This is a genomic window from Novosphingobium colocasiae, assembly GCF_014652555.1.
GTDB classification, from domain to species: domain Bacteria; phylum Pseudomonadota; class Alphaproteobacteria; order Sphingomonadales; family Sphingomonadaceae; genus Novosphingobium; species Novosphingobium colocasiae.
Genome location: NZ_BMZA01000002.1, coordinates 106866 through 125556, shown reverse-complemented (window position 1 = coordinate 125556; position 18691 = coordinate 106866). Strand labels below are relative to the sequence as shown.

Annotated in this window: 17 protein-coding genes; 8 read left to right on the top strand and 9 right to left on the bottom strand. The window is 65.4% G+C overall.

Translation table 11 applies throughout. From position 1 onward, the window contains the following. Positions 1-57: 57 nt before the first annotated feature. The 3 genes from IE122_RS04420 (at position 58) to IE122_RS04410 (ending at position 3003) form a co-directional block, all read left to right on the top strand. Positions 58-1065, top strand: coding sequence for a 2-hydroxyacid dehydrogenase (locus IE122_RS04420; protein WP_189619902.1), 1008 nt, complete (start codon positions 58-60; stop codon positions 1063-1065). A 133-nt stretch (positions 1066-1198) separates the two neighbouring features. Beyond that, a complete protein-coding gene (locus IE122_RS04415; protein WP_189619901.1) occupies positions 1199-2527 on the top strand; it encodes an ammonium transporter in 1329 nt (442 codons plus the stop codon). A 5-nt stretch (positions 2528-2532) separates the two neighbouring features. Then, entirely contained in the window at positions 2533-3003 is a 471-nt protein-coding gene (locus IE122_RS04410; RefSeq protein WP_189619900.1) for a DUF805 domain-containing protein, read from the top strand. Positions 3004-3012: 9 nt separating this feature from the next. Here the strand turns inward: IE122_RS04410 and IE122_RS04405 are convergent, their stop codons facing one another. Genes IE122_RS04405 through prfB form a run of 3 tightly spaced genes read right to left on the bottom strand, consistent with a single transcriptional unit; the run spans position 3013 to position 6375 of the window. After that, a complete protein-coding gene (locus IE122_RS04405) occupies positions 3013-4419 on the bottom strand; it encodes an NAD(P)H-dependent flavin oxidoreductase (RefSeq protein ID WP_189619899.1) in 1407 nt (468 codons plus the stop codon). A gap of 31 nt (positions 4420-4450) precedes the next feature. Next, positions 4451-5221: a class I SAM-dependent methyltransferase gene (locus IE122_RS04400; RefSeq protein WP_229813746.1), complete on the bottom strand. Its 771-nt coding sequence runs from the start codon at positions 5219-5221 to the stop codon at positions 4451-4453. A gap of 26 nt (positions 5222-5247) precedes the next feature. Next, a complete protein-coding gene (prfB, locus tag IE122_RS04395; RefSeq protein WP_189619898.1) occupies positions 5248-6375 on the bottom strand; it encodes a peptide chain release factor 2 in 1128 nt (375 codons plus the stop codon). A gap of 748 nt (positions 6376-7123) precedes the next feature. Here prfB and IE122_RS04390 point away from each other — a divergent pair. Then, entirely contained in the window at positions 7124-7996 is an 873-nt protein-coding gene (locus IE122_RS04390; RefSeq protein WP_189619897.1) for an HpcH/HpaI aldolase/citrate lyase family protein, read from the top strand. A gap of 13 nt (positions 7997-8009) precedes the next feature. Here IE122_RS04390 and IE122_RS04385 read toward each other — a convergent pair whose 3' ends face one another. Continuing rightward, the gene (locus IE122_RS04385) at positions 8010-8396 is read right to left on the bottom strand and encodes a VanZ family protein (RefSeq protein ID WP_189619896.1); all 387 of its coding nucleotides are present in this window, start codon (positions 8394-8396) and stop codon (positions 8010-8012) included. Between the two features lie 169 nt (positions 8397-8565). On the opposite strand from IE122_RS04385, the gene ettA reads away from it, so the two are divergent. Together ettA and IE122_RS04375 are read left to right on the top strand one after the other, a co-directional pair. Beyond that, a complete protein-coding gene (ettA, locus tag IE122_RS04380; RefSeq protein WP_189619895.1) occupies positions 8566-10239 on the top strand; it encodes an energy-dependent translational throttle protein EttA in 1674 nt (557 codons plus the stop codon). 275 nt (positions 10240-10514) lie between these two features. Then, entirely contained in the window at positions 10515-11525 is a 1011-nt protein-coding gene (locus IE122_RS04375; RefSeq protein ID WP_189619894.1) for an RcnB family protein, read from the top strand. Positions 11526-11606: 81 nt separating this feature from the next. Here the strand turns inward: IE122_RS04375 and IE122_RS04370 are convergent, their stop codons facing one another. Continuing rightward, positions 11607-12134 (bottom strand): cytochrome b, encoded by a 528-nt coding sequence (locus IE122_RS04370; RefSeq protein WP_189619893.1) that lies wholly within the window; start codon positions 12132-12134, stop codon positions 11607-11609. 123 nt (positions 12135-12257) lie between these two features. Here IE122_RS04370 and IE122_RS04365 point away from each other — a divergent pair, with 123 nt between their 5' ends. Next, on the top strand, positions 12258-14117 hold the full coding sequence (locus tag IE122_RS04365; RefSeq protein ID WP_189619892.1) for a DUF885 domain-containing protein: 1860 nt from the start codon (positions 12258-12260) through the stop codon (positions 14115-14117). A 172-nt stretch (positions 14118-14289) separates the two neighbouring features. Here the strand turns inward: IE122_RS04365 and IE122_RS04360 are convergent, their stop codons facing one another. Both IE122_RS04360 and IE122_RS04355 read right to left on the bottom strand, forming a co-directional pair. Further along, complete coding sequence (locus IE122_RS04360; protein WP_189619891.1) at positions 14290-14820, bottom strand: DUF1003 domain-containing protein; 531 nt, start codon at positions 14818-14820, stop codon at positions 14290-14292. Beyond that, positions 14795-16411, bottom strand: a complete 1617-nt coding sequence (locus IE122_RS04355) for a lysine--tRNA ligase (RefSeq protein ID WP_189619890.1) — start codon at positions 16409-16411, stop codon at positions 14795-14797. The genes IE122_RS04360 and IE122_RS04355 overlap by 26 nt, the downstream gene beginning before the upstream one ends. A gap of 109 nt (positions 16412-16520) precedes the next feature. Between IE122_RS04355 and IE122_RS04350 the strand changes: the two genes are divergently transcribed. Beyond that, a complete protein-coding gene (locus IE122_RS04350) occupies positions 16521-17405 on the top strand; it encodes a mechanosensitive ion channel family protein (RefSeq protein WP_189619889.1) in 885 nt (294 codons plus the stop codon). A 184-nt stretch (positions 17406-17589) separates the two neighbouring features. Here IE122_RS04350 and IE122_RS04345 read toward each other — a convergent pair whose 3' ends face one another. Beyond that, positions 17590-17886 (bottom strand): DUF2218 domain-containing protein, encoded by a 297-nt coding sequence (locus IE122_RS04345; protein WP_189619888.1) that lies wholly within the window; start codon positions 17884-17886, stop codon positions 17590-17592. Continuing rightward, on the bottom strand, positions 17883-18575 hold the full coding sequence (locus IE122_RS04340; protein ID WP_189619887.1) for a PadR family transcriptional regulator: 693 nt from the start codon (positions 18573-18575) through the stop codon (positions 17883-17885). Before IE122_RS04340 ends, IE122_RS04345 begins: the two co-directional genes overlap by 4 nt. Positions 18576-18691 lie beyond the last annotated feature (116 nt).

Sequence of the window (18691 nt, the reverse complement as noted above, 5' to 3'; positions counted from 1 at the left end):
ACCGCAGACGCCGTGCAATCTTGACCACAGCGCCACGAAGCGCCTAGCCCGGCAGGCATGGCGAACTATGAAGAAAAGCGTTTCGAAGGCAGACCGCGCGTCATCGTCACCCGCAGGCTGCTGCCGCTGACCGAAGCGCGCATGCGCGAGCTGTTCGACGTGCGACTGCGCGAGGTGGACGTGCCGATGACCCGCGATGCACTGGCAGCGGCGATGCGCGAGTGCGAGGTATTCGTTCCCTGCGTGACGGACCACATCGATTCGCAACTGATCGAACAGGCCGGGCCGGACCTGCGCCTGATCGCCAGCTTCGGCATGGGCACCGAACATATCGATCTTGCCGCCGCTCATGCCCGGCGGATCATGGTCACTAACACCCCCGGCGTCTTCACGGACGATACCGCTGACCTGACGCTGGCCCTCATCATCCTCACCGCCCGCCGCTTCGCCGAGGGCGAACGCGTGCTGCGCGAAGGATCGTGGGGCGGGTGGGGACCGGCCGAACTGCTCGGCCAGTCGCTCGGCGGCAAGCGACTGGGCATCGTCGGCATGGGGCGGATAGGGCAAGCCGTGGCGCATCGCGCCCGCGCCTTCGGCATGGCGGTTCGCTATCACAACCGCCACCGCTTTCCCGCCGCGATCGAGAACATGCTGGCGGCGCACTACGAGCCCGATCTGGACCGGCTGCTGGCCGAATCGGACTTCGTGACGCTCCATTGCCCGGCATCGCCGCAAACCCACCACCTGATCGACGCGCGCCGGCTCGGCCTGATGAAGCCGAACGCCTGCATCGTGAACACCGCACGCGGCCAGTTGATCGACGAGGATGCCCTCATCGCCGCGCTGACCGAAGGGCGGATCGCCGCCGCGGGGCTGGATGTCTTCGCCACCGAGCCGGACGTCAACCCGCGCCTGCTGGCCACCCCGAACCTTGTGGCCATTCCCCATCTCGGCAGCGCTACCGTCGAAGGGCGCGAGGCGGCGGGTGATCGCATCATCGCCAACATCCGCTTCTGGGCCGATGGCCATCGCCCGCCTGACATGGTGTTGCCCGCCCTGCCGTGATCGCGGCGAGCGGATCGGCTTTCCCCAGTCAAGACATCGTGGACGCCACCATCGGCTTGTCTGCGCGGGATTTCCTGCTTTACTCCGGCGCGACAGGCGTGGCCAGGCTGCCCGCCTTTCGGGGGATGATGCAATGACCAGTTCACCACGGCCCGTTTCGCCGCATCGCCCCCCCAGCGCATCACGGCTGCGCCGCGCCGCGCTGGCGGTCCTCGCGCTGCTTCCCCAGGCCGCGCTGGCGCAGGACGGCGCGCTCGACGTGGCCGATAGCGGCGACACCGGCTGGCTGCTGATCGCGGCGCTGCTGGTGCTGCTCGCGGCAGTGCCGGGCCTTGGCCTCTATCATGGCGCACGCGTGCGGGCCGGCAATGCCGTCTCGGTGATGCTTCAGGCCGCCGCGGTGACGATGGCGGTATCGCTGGTCTGGATCATCGTCGGCTATACCGTGGCGTTCGGCACGGTGACGAACGGCTGGCTGGGCAGCGGCAATGCCTGGATGCTGATCGAGCTGGGCAATGTCCGCCAGAACACCGGCGCGCCCGAGAGCGCCTTTGCCTTGTACCAGATCGCGCTGGCGGCGCTGGCGGCGGTGCTGATGACCGGGGCCTGGGCCGGGCGCGCACGCTTCGGCTGGGTGCTGGCGTTCTGCACGCTGTGGTCGCTCGTCGTCTATGCCCCGGTCGCGCACTGGATCTGGGGCGGCGGCTGGCTGTCGCAAGGCGTGGGCACGCTCGACTGGGGTGGCGGCATCGTCGTCGAGACGACGGCCGGGGTTTCCGCGCTGGTGGTGGCGATCATGCTGGGACGCGGCAAGTTCGCAACCAGCGATGCTGCGCCCCCCGCATTCGGCGCGCTCGCCGGAGCGGGCCTGGTGTGGCTGGGCTGGCTCGGGCTGGTCGGCGGCGCGGCGCTGGCTGCCAATGACGATGCCGCCGCCGCCATCATCGCCGCGCACGCCGCTGCCGCCGCCGGCGCGTTGACCGGACTGGCGCTCGACAACTGGCGCCATGGCAAGCCCACGGCCGCGGGATTTGCCGGCGGGGCCATAGCCGGACTGGCGATCGCGACGCCGGCGTCAGGCTATGTCTCGCCCGGCGCGGCGATCCTGTTCGGCATCGTCGGTGCCGCCGCCTGCCGCGCGGCGACCCGCCTGTTCCAGGACCGGCTAGGCATCGACGATCGCCTCAGCGTTTTCGCCACCTTCGGCATCGGTGGCCTGCTCGGCGCGCTGCTGCTCGGCGTGTTCACCAGCCCGAGCCTCGGCGGCGTCGGTTACGACGAAGGCATGGGGATGATCGCGCAAATGACGGCGCAAGTGGTCGCCATGCTGGTGGTCAGCGTCTGGGCGATCATCGCCACCGTCATCCTGGCGGTGATGGTCTCCACCCTGTTCCCGATGCGAGTTTCGGAAGATGCCGAACGCGATGGGCTGGACCGGGCCAGCCACGGCCTTGGCGATTGACGCGCATGGACAGCCTCAGGCTTTCCGCACAAGCGCTGCGCCGGACTTTCGATTTCACCGGCCGCGCCGGCCGGGCGGAATTTCTGTCCTACCTGATCCTGTCGCAAGTGCCGCTGCTGCTGCTGGCCGTACCGGTCCGGCTGCTGGTCCCGGCTGCCACCGCACAACCGGTGCTGGCGGGGCTGTCCTGGCTGATGCTAATCCCCGCCCCGGCGCTGGTGACCCGCCGGTTGCGCGATTGCGGATTGCCACCCGCGCTTGGGCTGCTGTTGCTGGCACTGGCGCTGCGGGCGCTCGGCCTGGACCTGCTGGCGCTGGCGGGCGACACGCCCAGATCTATGGTCGAGCGGGTGCTGTCGTATGTCGACTGGCTGTTGGCGCTGCCCGCGTTCATCCTTGCCGCGCTGCTGGCGATCCTGCCCGCGAGCAAACAGCCCGAGGCGGCCGACGCTGCAGAGGAAGCGCCGGCCGGTTAACCCGGCAGATCAGTCGCCCGTCAGGATGCGGTCGACCAGTTCCTTCACCGTCGGCGTGAAGCCGTTGGAATAGAAAGGGTCCTGCTTGAACTTGTAAGCGGCATGACCGGCGAACATCAGGTTCTCGTCGATCGGGCCGCCGTGGGCGATGTCCTGCAACGTCTTCTGGATGCAGAAGCTGCGCGGATCGGCAAGGCGGCCGGTGGTGTAATCGTCATGGTCCTTCCACGACGAGAAACCGCAGTGCGACAGGCAGCCCATGCAGTCCGCCTGGTCCTTGCGGATTTCGTCCCGCTCAGTCGCGCCGACGAAGACGATGGTATCGTCCGGCGTGCGCAGGCCATCGGTATAACCCTGCGCGACCCAGCCCCGCGCGCGTTCGAGGTCCTTGGGCGTGACCCAGAAGTTCTTGCCCTTGACGCCGACATCAAGGCGGGCGGTATGTTCGCCGGCCTCGACCTTGGAATACGGGATCTGGCGTTCGGAACGCGCCTCAAGGCTGCGCAGGAACGGATTGCGCACCGCCGAGGAATAGAAGCCTGTGGGCGAGAACCGGTGCAGCAGCACATCGCCGGGATCGAGGTCGCGCAGCGCATCCTTCCACCCTTGCGGGATCGGGCTTTCGTGCGTGAGCAGCGGACGGGTGCCGTACTGGAACGCGATCGAGCCCAGCTCGGGACTGTCGATCCAGTCGTTCCAGTCGCGCAGGTACCAGACGCCGCCGGCCATGACGATCGGCACGCTATCGGCGATGCCTTCCTTGCGCATCACATCGCGCAGCGCCTGCACGCGCGGATAGGGGTCTTCGGGCTTGAGCGGGTCTTCCGCGTTCGACAGGCCGTTATGACCGCCCGCCAGCCAGGGATCTTCATAGACGACCGCGCCGAGCAGTTCCGGGACCTTGTGATAGGCCCGCTTCCACAACGCCCGGAACGCGCGGCCGGAGCTGACGATCGGCAGGTACTGGACGTTATAGCGCGCGGCGATCTCGGACAGCTTGTAGGGCATGCCGGCCCCGCAAGTGACACCGGTGACCAGCCCCTTGGTCTGTTCCAGCGTCCCTTCGAGCACCGCTTGCGCGCCGCCCATTTCCCACAGCACGTTGATATTGATCGCGCCCTGTCCGCCCGAAATCTCGTGCGCGCGGCGCACCTGTTCGACAGCGCCATCGATTGCATAGCGGATCAATTGTTCGTGGCGTTCGCGGCGGGTCAGCTCGTTGTAGACTTGCGGCACGATCTTGCCGCTGGCGTCATAGCTGTCGGCATTGACCGCGCTGACCGTGCCGATGCCGCCGGCAGCCGCCCATGCGCCCGAACTCATGTGGTTTGTGGCTGAAACGCCCTTGCCCCCTTCCACCAGCGGCCAGACTTCGCGCCCGCCATAAACAATCGGCTTGAGACCCTTGAAACCCATCTTAACTTTCGACTTTCAAATAACCCTGCAATCACCGTGCAGCCGCAGCCGGAGTGGCTGCGAGACGGCAGGACTTGATTTCCCCCGGCGTCGGCCGCGGGCCGCTCGCTTCGAACTGGGCATAGTACCCTTGTAATTCCGGCTTACGGACAAATTCCGTCAAACGAAAGCCTACTGCCGCGAATTCGCAGAAAAGCAAGGCGGGCGGTATCCCGTGGCGATCGGTGGGGCGATCGACATCGACGACGATGACGCGGCCCTTCGCCTTGACGGCCGGCCTGAGATTCCACAGGAACGCATAAGGCTCGGTCACCTCGTGGTACATGTGGACCAGGAAAATGCGATCGAAGCTGCCTTCGGGCAGGCGCGGGTCTTCGGGCAGGCCGGACTTGATCGACACGTTCTGCAACTGCTCGCGCTCGATGCGCAGGCCGAGGCGATTGATCGCCGCGCTGTCGATGTCCTCCGCCAGCACCCGGCCCTTGGCCCCTACCCGCTGGGCCAGCCGGACTGTGTAATATCCCTCGCCCGCACCGATATCGGCCACGGTCATGCCCGGCTCGATCCGCGCCAGGTCCATGACGGTGCGCGCTTCGTTCATGCTGTCGCGCTGGACTTCGGTGGCGAAGGTATTATCGGCCGATTTCGAAACCGGGCGATCGGCGATCGGAAAGGCGCGCACCGCCTCGGCCCGCTTGTCGTCCTTCCGGCTTTCCTTGCACCCGGACAGCCCCAGCGCGACGATGGCCAGTGCCATCGCCCCGCAGGCAATCGTGCCGGTCGGGCGTCCGAAAAAGAGCATGCGCTTCTCTAGGCCGTAAACCGTTCCTAGTCGATGTCCTCAACTTCGACCTTCTCGCCCGAGACGCGCTGCGACAGGGCGGCGGCCATGAACGGGTCGAGTTCGCCATCGAGCACATCGCCCGGCGAGGTGGAAACGACGCCGGTGCGCAGGTCTTTCACCTGCTGATAGGGCTGCAGCACGTAGGAGCGGATCTGATGGCCCCAGCCGATGTCGCTCTTGCTCGCATGTTCTGCACTGGCGGCTTCCTCGCGGCGGCGCATTTCCTCTTCGAACATGCGCGCTTTCAGCATGCCCATCGCGATTTCGCGGTTCTTGTGCTGCGACCGGTCGATCTGGCTGGCGACGACGATGCCGCTCGGCTGGTGCGTGATGCGCACCGCCGAATCGGTGGTGTTGACGTGCTGGCCACCGGCGCCCGAGGCGCGATAGGTATCGATCTTCAGGTCGGCCGGGTTGATCTCGATCTCGATGTTGTCATCGATCACAGGATAGACCCAGACGCTGGAAAAGCTGGTGTGGCGGCGCGCCGAGCTGTCATAAGGGCTGATCCGGACCAGGCGGTGGACGCCGCTTTCGGTCTTGGCATAGCCATAGGCGTTCTCGCCCTTGATCAGCAACGTCGCGCTCTTGATGCCCGCAGCTTCGCCGGCATGATAATCGACCAGTTCCACCTTGTAGCCCCGGCGCTCGGCCCAGCGGGTGTACATCCGCTGGAGCATTTCGGCCCAGTCCTGGCTTTCGGTGCCGCCCGCCCCGGCGTGGACTTCTAGGTAGGTATCATTACCGTCCGCCTCGCCCGAGAGCAGCGCGGTGACCTTGTCCTTGTCGGCGCGCTCGGCCAGCGCGGCGAGCGAATCCAGGCCTTCGCGAATGGTGTCGTCATCATCCTCCATCTCGCCCAGCTCGACGAATTCGACAGCGTCGGTCATCTCGCGGCTGATCTGGTTGACGGCCTCGATCGCCGCTTCCAGCCGGCGGCGCTCCTTCATCACCGCTTCGGCTTCCTTGGGCTTGTCCCACAAGGTCGGGTCCTCGACTCGCGCGTTGAGTTCATCGAACCGGCGCAGCGCGCGGTCCCAGTCAAGGAACTTGCGCACCAGTGCCAGGGCTTTCTCGATGCGATCCACATGGGCCTGCCCTTCGGCACGCATGACAGCAACTCCAGTTCGACGAGGGCACGCTGCGGATGCGGCGAACAGCCATCCCGCAGCGCACGGGAAAGCGGCGCTCTTACCCGCGGGGACGGCACCTGTTCAAGTGTCCGTTTGCAGGCTGTGGATGGGGGAAAGTGCCGCCTCGCACCGACATGACTGTGGTGGAGGACCGACGCGAGGCGGACTTTGCGACCCTTGCGGGCTCGTCACGTGCAGGGCACCTGTGCGGGGACACCCTGCGGCCGGGAGGGTTCGGCTTTGCCGCGACGTGATTCGCTTATAGCATACCTGCAATCGATTTAAATCCGTCAAAAGCACTATGTTCATGGTGAGTTGAATTTACGCCTCCCCAGCTTGTTCGATACGGATGAGTCACTTGGCCGCCGGGTTGAAATACGATCCGATCCATTGTATCTACGTCTAACCAAACGACATGGGCTTTGCCTTTGGATGACCCCTCGCCACGGCAATGGCGGGGGGTCAATCGTTTGGGGGACGCGCGGCAACGCGCCCCCCGCCCGATGCCTACTTGTGGCGGGCCACCTCAACCACCTTCAGTACGAGGGTGGCAAAGGCAAACAACGCCCCAAAGAACAGGCACACGTCACCAAACGACATGAGGCTTTTGTGCGGGCAAACGTCGCCCTTGCGTCTGAACGCCGTCCGAGGGGGCGACCGATCAGGGCTTGACCGCCCGCATGCCATCACGCCAGGGACTGCACCGCGAATACAGGGACATTCCAGCATGACCAAAGCATCCGATCGCCCGCGCCGTTCCGCGCTCTATCTTCCCGCGTCGAACGCCAAGGCGATCGCGAAGGCGCGCACGCTGCCGTGCGACGTGGTGATTCTCGACCTGGAGGATGCTGTCGCCCCCGAAATGAAGGACGAGGCCCGTGCCGCCGCCATCGCCGCCGTGGCCGAAGGCGGGTTCGGCGGGCGCGAGGTGGCGATCCGGGCCAACGGCATCGATACGCCGTGGGGTGCCGAGGATCTGGCAGCGATTGCTGCCAGCGGGGTCGATGCGGTGCTGGTGCCCAAGGTGAACGACGCTGCCGATATCGCCCGCTATGACGCCGCGCTGGCAAGTGCGCATCCCGGCATGCAACTGTGGACGATGATCGAGACCTGCGCGAGCGTGGCCAATCTGCCGGCCATTGCGAACTGCGCCGCCGGCGGACGGCTCTCGCTGTGGATCATGGGGACGAACGATCTCGCCAAGGAGATGCGGGCGCAGCTTACCCCCTGCCGCACCCCGTTCCTGCCGTTCCTGACGATGGCGGTAGCGGCGGCCCGAACCGGTGGCATCGCCATCCTCGACGGTGTCTGCAACGAATTTCGCGATATCGAGGCCTTCAGCGCTGAAGCGCGGCAGGGGCTGATGTTCGGTTTCGACGGCAAGAGCCTGATCCACCCGGCGCAGATCGAGCCGTGCAACGCGGTGTTCAGCCCTTCCCAAAGCGATCTTGCCTGGGCGCACAGCGTGATAGCCGCCTTCGCGCTGCCGGAAAATCAGGGACGCGGAGCGATCCGGGTCGATGGCAAGATGACCGAGTTGCTGCATCTGGAACAGGCTCAGCGGCTCGTCGCGGTTGCCGGGAAGATCGCCGGGCTCTGAACCGGCGGCCGGTTCAGGCGGCATCCTCCGCGTCGTATTCCGGCGAAGGCGGCAGCAGCAGCAACGCGGCGGAGCCGACGGCGAGACCGACCAGCGTGGCGAAGCTGTCGGCCACCCAGTCCATCCACTCGGCATCGCGGCCAAACGGCAACCAAAGCTGCAAAAGCTCGATCGCACCCCCGACACCGATCATCACCAGCACTAGCGCCAAAGCGCTGCGGCGCGGCCACAGGACCCGCGCTGCGGCGGTGAGCACGAAGAAAGCGGCCATGTGGTTGAGCTTGTCCCAGCGCGCGCCGACGGCTGGCGGGTGCGGTTCGAGCGCAAGGACCAGGATGACGGCAAACAGCGCGAAGAAACCTAGCTTCGGCGCAATGGACAGAATCGCGGAACGGGGCATGGCGGCCCTTGTCGCAGATCATCGCCGCCTTCGCACTTGCAAAAAGATCGGGCGCAGTCCTGTCGCGACGGCATGAGGGAGGATGCCGGCACTGCCACGCTTGCGGCCCCTGCCCGCCGCCTGTAGAGCGGCCGGCAATCTTCCATACGCTCGATCCCAGAGGAATCCGATGGCCGCCCAATACGCCTTCGTCATGAAGGGCATGACCAAAACCTTCCCCGGTGCCCAGAAGCCGGTGCTGTCCGATATCAGCCTGCAGTTCTATCAGGGCGCGAAGATCGGCATCGTCGGCCCGAACGGTGCGGGTAAATCCACCCTGATCAAGATCATGGCCGGCATCGATACCGATTTCACCGGCGAAGCCTGGCCGGGTGAGAACATCACTGTCGGCTACCTCGAACAGGAACCGGAACTCGATCCGTCCAAGACGGTGCTGGAAAACGTCAAGGACGGGGCGCGCGCCACCGCCGACATGGTGGAGCGGTTCAACCAGATCGGCATGGAAATGGCCGAGGAAGACGCCGATTTCGACGCGCTCGGTGCCGAGATGAGCGAGCTTCAGGACAAGATCGACGCGGTCGATGGCTGGACGCTCGACAACCAGCTCGAAATCGCCATGGAAGCGCTGCGCTGCCCGCCGGGCGACTGGCCTGTGGACAAGCTTTCTGGCGGTGAAAAGCGCCGCGTCGCGCTGACCCGGCTGCTGATCCAGAAGCCGTCGATCCTGCTGCTGGACGAACCGACCAACCACCTCGACGCCGAATCTGTCGAATGGCTGGAAAACCACCTCAAGGAATATGCCGGCGCGGTGCTGATGATCACCCACGACCGTTACTTCCTCGATCACGTGGTGGACTGGATCCTCGAACTCGATCGCGGCAAGTATTTCCCCTATGAAGGCAACTACTCCACGTATCTGGAGAAAAAGGCCAAGCGCATGGAGCAGGAGGACCGCGAGGAATCCGGCCGCCAGAAAGCGCTCAAGGAAGAGCTGGAGTGGATCCGGCAGACGCCGGCCGCCCGCCAGACCAAGTCCAAGGCGCGTATCCGCAAGTTCGAGCAGTTGCAGGAGGCCCAGGCCGGCCGCAAGCCTGGCAAGGCGCAGATCGTCATCCAGGTGCCCGAACGCCTGGGCGGCAAGGTCATCGAGGTGAAGAACATCTCCAAGGCCTATGGTGACAAGCTGCTGTTCGAAGACCTGTCGTTCATCTTGCCGCCGGGCGGCATCGTCGGCGTCATCGGCCCGAACGGTGCGGGCAAGTCCACGCTGTTCAAGCTGCTGACCGGCAAGGAAACGCCCGATTCGGGCGAGATCGATATCGGCTCGACCGTGCATCTGGGCTTCGTCGACCAGAGCCGCGATCACCTCGACGCCAAGAACAACGTCTGGGAAGAAATCTCCGACGGGCTCGATTACATGAAGGTCAACGGGCACGACATGTCGACCCGCGCCTATGTCGGCGCGTTCAACTTCAAGGGTGCGGATCAGCAGAAGAACGTCGGCAAGCTGTCGGGCGGTGAACGCAACCGCGTGCACATGGCCAAGATGCTGAAGCTGGGCGGCAACGTCCTGCTGCTCGACGAGCCGACCAACGACCTCGACGTGGAAACGCTCGGCGCGCTGGAAGAGGCGATCGAGAACTTCGCGGGCTGCGCCGTGGTCATCAGCCACGACCGCTTCTTCCTCGATCGGCTCGCGACTCACATTCTCGCGTTCGAAGGCAACAGCCATGTCGAATGGTTCGAAGGTAACTTCGAAGCCTATGAAGAAGACAAGCGCCGCCGCCTCGGCGATGCCGCCGACCGGCCGACCCGTCTGGCTTACAAGAAGCTGACGCGCTGATCCTTCGGCCGGAATAGCAGAAATGCGGGCCGCCGGTCTTTCGGGACCGGCGGCCTGTTCATTTTTTAACTCAACAATCTGAACAACAGGACATGCAGCGGTTCACGTAGCGGACAGCGCGCCGCGCGTAGATGTCTGGCATAAGGTCGGAACAAGCGCAGTCGCCGGGCGCTCCCAGCCTGACAACAGTTCCCGCTCCGGAGAGGGACGGGAGAGCGCAAAGGCACCACGACGTGAAACGGCATATATCGAGAACAGCGGCCGCATGGACGGCCATGGCGCTGGTTACCGCAGGACTGGTTCTCCCCTCGGTCGCTTCGGCGGACGAGCGCGGCTGGCGCGGCCAGGCGCAGGCGCAGGGCAACGGCGGCGAGCGCGGCGGTGGCTGGCGCGGCCAGAGCCAGGGCGACGGCGCAAGCCGCCGCAGCGAAAGCCAGGGCAACGCCGGCGCATGGCGCGGCCGGGCACCGGGCAACGGCGACAACGGCGGCAACTGGGCCCAGACCCGTCGCGAGGCCGTACAGAACGCGCAGGCCGAACGCTCGGTTCAGGCGCAAGCCCGCGCTCAGGCTCAGGCTCAGGCTCAGGCGCGCACCCAGCGCGACTGGCGCGACGCTCAGGCAACCGATCAGGGCGCGAATCGTCCCGATCGCGGCCGGGGTGATGGCAACTGGCGCGGCAACAGTGGCGCGGCTCCGACCGGAACGCCGGGCCGGTGGAGCAACGACAATCGCGGCGACAACAACGCCCGCGATCGCGACAACCAGCGCGATAACGACAACCGCTGGCGCGACAATGATAACCGCTGGCGCGACCGGGATCGCGATGGCCGCAATGATCGCGACCGCGATCGGGATCGCTGGCGCGACAACGACAACCGCAGCCAGACGCGCTGGCGGGGCAACGATAACCGCTGGCACTCCAACGACGGCTGGCGCGATCGCGACAACCGTTGGGGCAACAACGATCGCAGGAACTGGGACCGCGACAACTGGCGGCGCGACAATCGCTACGACTGGCGCAGCTACCGCGATCGCAACCGCTCGCACTATCGCATGGGCCGTTACTATTCGCCCTACAACAACTGGTCGTACCGCCGGCTGAGCATCGGCTTCAGCCTAGGGGCGATGTTCTACAGCGATCGGTACTGGATCAATGATCCATGGAGCTATCGCCTGCCGCCGGCCTACGGCCCGTATCGCTGGGTGCGGTACTACGACGATGCCCTGCTGGTCGACACCTACACCGGAGAAGTGGTGGACGTGATCTACGATATCTTCTGGTAAAAAGCATCGCAGTCATTTCCGGGGGCGCAGCCCCGGATCAGGAGCCCCCGGCCGTGTCGCAGCGGTCGGGGGTTTTCGCGTTCACATCATGCGTTGCAGCGTACCGTCCTTGTCGATCAGCCGGTGCTTCAACGCCCCGGCCAGATGCAGCGCCAGCAGCGCGAGGAACAGGAAGGCGAGCACTTCGTGGCTTTCGTGCCCGGCCTCGGCCAACGCCTTGGTCACTGGCAGCTTGGCCACCGGGAACAGTCCGAAATACTCCAGCGGCTTCTGCCCGCCCGATACCATCGCCCAGCCGGACAGCGGAATGGCGATCATCAGGGCGTAAAAACCCCAGGTGGTAACGGTGGCCGCCCGCGCTTCCAGCGGGCTGACGCTGGGCAGATAGGGCGGGGCCTTGTGCCCGATGCGCCAGAACAGGCGGACAAGGGACAGCGCCAGAATGCTGAGCCCGATCGACTTGTGATAGCCCATTGCCGCCGCGTGCGCAGCCTTGGAGAGGTCTTCCGAACCCCAGGCCAGCGCGAAGTTGGCAAGGATCAGCACGGCGATCAGCCAGTGCAGGACGATGGCGGTGCGCGTATACCGCGCCGATGCGGTGGTGTTCATAGTGCGCAGTTCTGCACGAACCGCCGCAACGGTGCAACGCCGGTCCGGTCATCGATTGTATCAGCGGATCATTGCCCGCCCGTCCCTTGCGCGGCTGTCCCGCTGCCGACACAAGGGCGGCGCATGCTTGACCTTTTTCGAACCGCCCTGCTCGCTGCGACCCTCGCGCTCACCTACGTGTCGGCGGCGGCGCAGGAAAGGGCCACACCGGCTCCTCACGCGACGCCGGCACCCGACGCGGTGACGGCGCTGCGGACACTGTTCGACGAGGACGCGCAGGCGGAAGCCGGTCTCGATCCGCTCGGCCAGATCCTGCGCGGCGAACTGCCCGAGGCCGGGACGATGCGGTTGATCTTCACGGACGAGCTTGATCGCGAGCATATGGCCGAGGTGCGCGACAGCCTTTCGCGGTTAAACGCGATCCCGCACGACAGCCTGCCGCCCAGCCTGCAGCTTGCCTACGACGCCTTCGCAGTTATCAAGCAGGACCAGCTCGCGATGCTGCGCCCTGAAAACCGGGCGTTGACCCGGGTGCGGCCGTTCAACCATTTTGGCGGGCTGCCCATCGCCTTCCCGGCGCTGTTCGCCGGTACCAGCAGCGGCAGCGCGCCCAGCGGTACTGCGAACGCCGCCGCACTGCGCAACATCCTGGCGCTGTATGCGGTGTTCCCCGAAGCGATCGACAACGCGATCCTGCGCTTTCGCGAGGGCATGGCAGCCGGGGTGGTCGAACCGAGGCGCACCGTCGAACTGATGATCAGCCAGATCGACATGCTGCAAAATCAGCCGCTGGCGGGCAGTGCCTTTCTGGCCCCCCTGCAAGCGCAGGGAGCGGACACCGCGCCGGAGGTGCGGGCCGAACAGCGGCGCGCCTTCGAGCAGGCGGTGACGGGGCAGGTCCGCCCCGCCTACGCGCGCTTGCGGCGGTTCCTGGCCGAGACTTACCTGCCCGCCGCGCGCGAACAGCCGGGGCTGTGGGCGATGCCGGGCGGCGATGCGCTTTACCGCCAATTGGTTGCGCACGAAACCGGCCTCGCCCTCGATCCCGAGCAGGTCCACCAGTTGGGCCTGTCCGAAGTGGCCCGCATCCGAGCGCAGATGGACCTCGTCCGCCGCCAGCTAGGCTATGCCGAGCCGCTGGACACCTTCTTCGCGACCGTCCGCACCGACCCGCGCTTTCACCCGCGGTCGGCCGGCGAACTGGCGCAAGGCTATGCCGCGATCGGTGCGCGGGTGGACGGGCAACTGCCGGCACTGTTCCACCGCCTGCCGGTCACGCCGCTGATCGTGCAGCCTTACCCGGACTTCCGCGCGCTTTACGAGCCCGGCGGCAGCTACAGCGAAGGCGATCCCGCGCATGGTCTCCCCGGAGTGTTCTTCTACAACACATCGGACCTGCCGCATCGCTTCCTGAGCGGGATGACCACGCTATACCTGCACGAGGCGATGCCGGGCCACCACCTGCAACTCAGCCTCGCCGCCGAGGATGCCTCCTTGGCCCCGTTCCAGCGTCAGGGAATGAGCACCGCCTTCGTCGAAGGCTGGGCGCTCTATGCCGAAACGCTGGGCTACCGCATGGGGCTCTATGCCGATCCGCTGCAGCATTGGGGTACGCTGGACGACGAGATGCTGCGCGCGATGCGGCTGGTGGTCGATACCGGGCTGCACGTGCGGCACTGGACTCGCGATCAGGCGGTGGCCTACATGCTGGCCAATTCCGGCATGGGACGCCAGGACGCCGAGACTGAGGTGGACCGCTATATTGCGCTGCCGGCGCAGGCGCTGTCCTACAAGATCGGCGCGCTGACCATCCAGCGCCTGCGCGACAAGGCCGAATCCCGGCTGGGCCCCCGCTTCGACATTCGCGACTTTCATGAGCAGGTGCTGGGGTCCGGTGCCCTGCCACTGCCGGTGCTGGAGGAGAAACTGGACCGCTGGATCGATCGCACCGCGCGCATACCCGTGCTTCCGGCGTCGCGCTGAAGGTCTTCCCCGAACCGTGGAGGGGGACCATGCGTAGCATGGTGGAGGGGCACGAGCGGATGACGGCACCTGTCAGCGAACGGTCAAAATCAGCCGACTGTCGTCTCCCCGGGCTTGCCCCGGGGTCCCGCTTGATGTGCGATGCTTTCCCTTCCCCCATCGGGGAAAATCGTCAGGTTTCCTCGCCGTCGGCGACCACCGCGCGGGTGGCGAGGTATTCGACGAGGTGGTCGAACCGGCGGTGGAGGTGGATGATCTCAAGCTGGGTACGCAGGTTCACTTCGTAATCGTGCCGCGCGGTGATGCGGTCCTTTTCCGACTGGCGGTTCTGACTCATCATAATCACCGGGGCCTGGATCGCCGCCAGCATCGACAACAGCAGGTTGAGGAAGATGAACGGATAGGCATCGAACGGATGCAGCCCCATCGCTTCGAGCACGCGGCTGTTGATGATGATCCATGCCATCAGCACGCCCAGGAAGCTCAGGATAAACGCCCAGGACCCGCCGATCGCCGCCACCTTGTCAGCCAACCGATCGCCATAGGTCATGTGGATCGCCGCCACTTCGTCCGAACTGGGGCCCACCAGTTCGCGCGAGGCGATGCGCCTGAGGACGTGCTGTTCCTCGGCGTCAAGCTCGTCGAAAATGCGGCCGAGCAGATCCTCGGCCAGTTGTTCAGGCGTTCGTGACGTCGGTCTCATGCAGGGCCTCGGCGATCAGCTTGCGCGTTTCGGCAATACCATAAAGCGCGATGAAGCTGCCCATGCGCGGCCCTTGCGGCGACCCCAGCAGGGTCTCGTACAGCGCCTTGAACCAGTCACGCAGCGATTCGAACTTGAAGTGCGGGTCCTTGCCGATCTCGTAGACGATGTTCTGCAGCTCTTCAGCCGTCGCGTCTTCGCCCAGCCCGGCGAGTTCCTCGTCGAGCACCGCCAGCGCCCGCGCTTCGTCAGCATCGGGCGATCGGCGCTTCAGCGTCGGGGCGATGTAGTCCCGGTTGGTCGCCAGCGCCGCCGTCACCATGGCATCGAGCGCGGGGTGCGCCTGCGGATCGGCATCGGCGACATAGTTGGCAAGATAGGACCAGACCTGATCGCGCGTCGCCTGCGCGCCCAGCACGCCGACGAGGTTGAGCAGCAGCGCAAAGGTGACCGGCGGCACTTCGCCATCAGCCTCGCCGTCGCCGTTCGCCCGCAGCAGGTGCCAGACGGGGTTGCCCAGTTGCTTGTCGAGCGGCTGCGACGGCAGGTTGCCATAGAACTGCCAGTATTCGTCCACCGCCTTGGGGATCACGCCGATATGCAACTGCTTGGCGCTCTTGGGTTCGCGGAACAGGTAGAAGCCGAGGCTTTCCTCGGTCCCGTAAATCAGCCACTGGTCGATGGTCAGGCCGTTGCCCTTGGACTTGGAAATCTTCTCGCCGTTCTCATCGAGGAACAGCTCGTAGATCAGCCCTTCGGGACGCCGGCCGCCGAGGATCTGGATGATCTTGCCCGACTGGGTGCCGCTATCGGTCAGGTCCTTGCCGTACATCTCGTAATCGACGCCGAGCGCATACCAGCGCATCGCCCAATCGACTTTCCACTGCAGCTTGGCCTGGCCACCGAACACCGACTGTTCGATCACTGACCCGTCGCTATCGGTAAAGCGGACCATGCCACTCGCGGCGTCGATCACTTCGACCGGAACCTGCAGCACGACTCCTGTGGTCGGCGAAATCGGCAGGATCGGCGAATAGGTCCGCCGCCGCTCTTCGCGCAGGGTCGGCAGCATGACGTCAAGGATAGCCTGATTGCATTCCAGCACGCGGGCCAGCGCCGAATCAAAACTACCGGCATTGTAGCGGTCGCTCGCCGCCACGAATTCGTAATCGAACCCGAAACGGTCGAGGAATTCGCGCAGCATCGCGTTGTTGTGATGCGCGAAGCTCTCGTACTTTTCGAAAGGATCGGGAATGCGGCTGAGCGGCTTGCCGATATTGGCGGCGAGCAGATCGGCATTCGGCACGTTGTCCGGCACCTTGCGCAGCCCGTCCATGTCATCCGAAAAGGCGATCAGCCGGGTCGGCGCGCCGCCGGTCAGCGCTTCATAGGCGCGGCGCACCAGTGTGGTGCGCAGAACCTCCTGAAAGGTGCCGATATGAGGCAGGCCCGAAGGACCGTAGCCGGATTCGAACACCATCGGCGCGCCATCGGGCTTACCCTGCGGGTAACGCTTGAGCAGCTTCTGCGCCTCCTGGAAAGGCCAGGCCTTGGATACGCGAGCGGCTTCGATCAGGGCATTGTCAGTCATGGTCTCGGGCCTTTCGGCCAAACTGCGCCCCCGCGCAAGCGCGAAGGTGGGGGAACCCCGCCGCCGGCCGGCCGTTTGTTCATGAACGCCGCTGACCGGAAACAAGCCTTTGGATTACGTCGCCACCCTGCAAAAGCAGATCGAAAGCATGGGCAAGGGGTTCATGCAGTCGCTCCCCTCCCTGGCCATTTCGCTGGTCATCCTGCTGCTGACCTTCGTCGCCGCCAGGTTCGCGGTGAAGATCGCCGACCGGATCACCGGGCGCACGCAGATCCGCGCGGACCTCAAGCAACTGCTCGATACGATGGTGCGGCTGGTGATCTGGATCATCGGCCTGCTGATCGCGGCCACCGTGGCGATCCCCAGCTTCACCCCGGCCGGTGCATTCGCCGGGCTCGGCGTCGGCGCATTGGCGATCGGCTTTGCCTTTCAGGACATTTTCGAGAATTTCCTTGCCGGGATCCTCATCATGCTGCGCGACAAGATGAACATCGGCGATGTCATCGAATGCGAAAAGATCCAGGGCCGGGTTGAACGCATCACGCTGCGCGAAACCCATGTGCGCCAGCTTTCCAACGAGCTCACGGTCATGCCCAATTCGATGCTGTTCAAGAACCCGGTCAAGATCCTGACCGACGCCACCATCCGCCGCAGCGAGATCATCGTCGGCATATCCTATGACAGCGATCTGGATCAGGCCGAAGCGATCATCCGCGGCGCGCTGGACGGGATCGAGGCAATCCACAAGGAACGCCCCATCCTGGTCGTGGCGCAGGAATTCAACTCCAGCTCGGTGGACTTCCTGGTCCAGTGGTGGGCGGACAGCCAGCCGCGCGATTTGCGGATCACCAAGAGCGAGGTGGTGAAGGCCGTGAAGCGGGCGCTGGACGAGGCTGGGATCGAAATCCCCTTCCCCTACGTCACCAACACCTTCAAGGAACCGCTACCGCTCGACCGCGCTCCCAAGCCGGACGATGACCGCCGCGCCGCCTGAGGCGATTACCGCGAAATGCCCCCTCCGTTCGTATCGAGCGTAGTCGAGATACGGAAAGCACGGCGCAGGATGTCTCGACTTCGCTCGACATGAACGGGGTAATGTTACGGAACAGAACGGTGCGTCTGACGCTCGCGGCCGGAAGCCATCGTCACCCTTATCGGCCATACCTGGGTGCCCGCAACTATCCTTCCTGCCACTGCCAGTCGTAATCCAGCGGTGCCTCGCGGAAGGCGAAGCGGTCGATGTGGCGGGCGAGGACGTCGGTCAGACGCGCCACCCCGTCGCGGTCCGTGCCGGTAATCGACAGCGCAATCCCGGAATCGTCCGGAGCCATCACGGCGGTGGCGTCGCCGAATGGCACCGAGCCGGTGGTGCCTTCCATTGTGACGGCGAACTTGTGCGACCAGTGCTTGCAAAGCTGGGCGACGTATTTCGCGCCGCTGGCGGTGGCCACGTGGGTGGCGATCGTATGGGTCACGGTTCGATCCTTTCGATCCGGCGCGCCGCATCGTCGATCAGGTCGGCGATTTCGAGCAGGGTTGCGCGGGTGGTTTCGGCGGCAGACAGCCGTTCGTGCAGCGCCAGCTTGAGGTTGTGCATCGCCCGGCGCACGGGGGCCGGGTCCAGCCGCTCGCGCTCCTGCGCCAGCGCCGCCAGCCGGGCCCGCAGCGCTTCGGCCTTGTCGGCATCGGCCTCGGCCTGGGCCCGGCCCTGCGCGGTCGCCTCGAACGCCTTGCGGGCACCGCCATCGGCAACCGGGGCAATCGTTCCGGCTTCTTCCATGTAAGTCAGTGCCGGATAGACCACGCCCGGGCTGGGCGCATAGGCCCCGCCGGACAGCGCCTCTATCGCGCGGATAAGATCGTAGCCGTGGCGCGGACTTTCGACGATCAGCGCCAGCAGCAGCACCTGCAGCTCGCCCTGATCGAATATCCGCCGCCGACGCCCGCCGCCCCGGCCACCACCGAAGCCGCCCGGAAAGCCGCCAGCGAACGGCGCGCCGCCTTCCGGGTCGAACCCGCGCGGACCGAGCCCCATGGCGTGGCGGCCGTGGCGATGCGGGTGGCCGTGATGATGGCCGAACTGGCCGCGTTCGTCGCGATGCCGGTCACGGCCGCCGAACGGCCCTCGACCGCCGCGACCGGGATTTGAGGGGTAGGGGTTCATCGTAGTTCCTGATTGTTTCATGATGTCTCTAAGATATATCTTGATAGCTATCCTGCAAGAGACAATCGCCAGTCCTTCGCAAAAATTGGGCAGGGGCGGGTTGCCGCCCCTTCCCT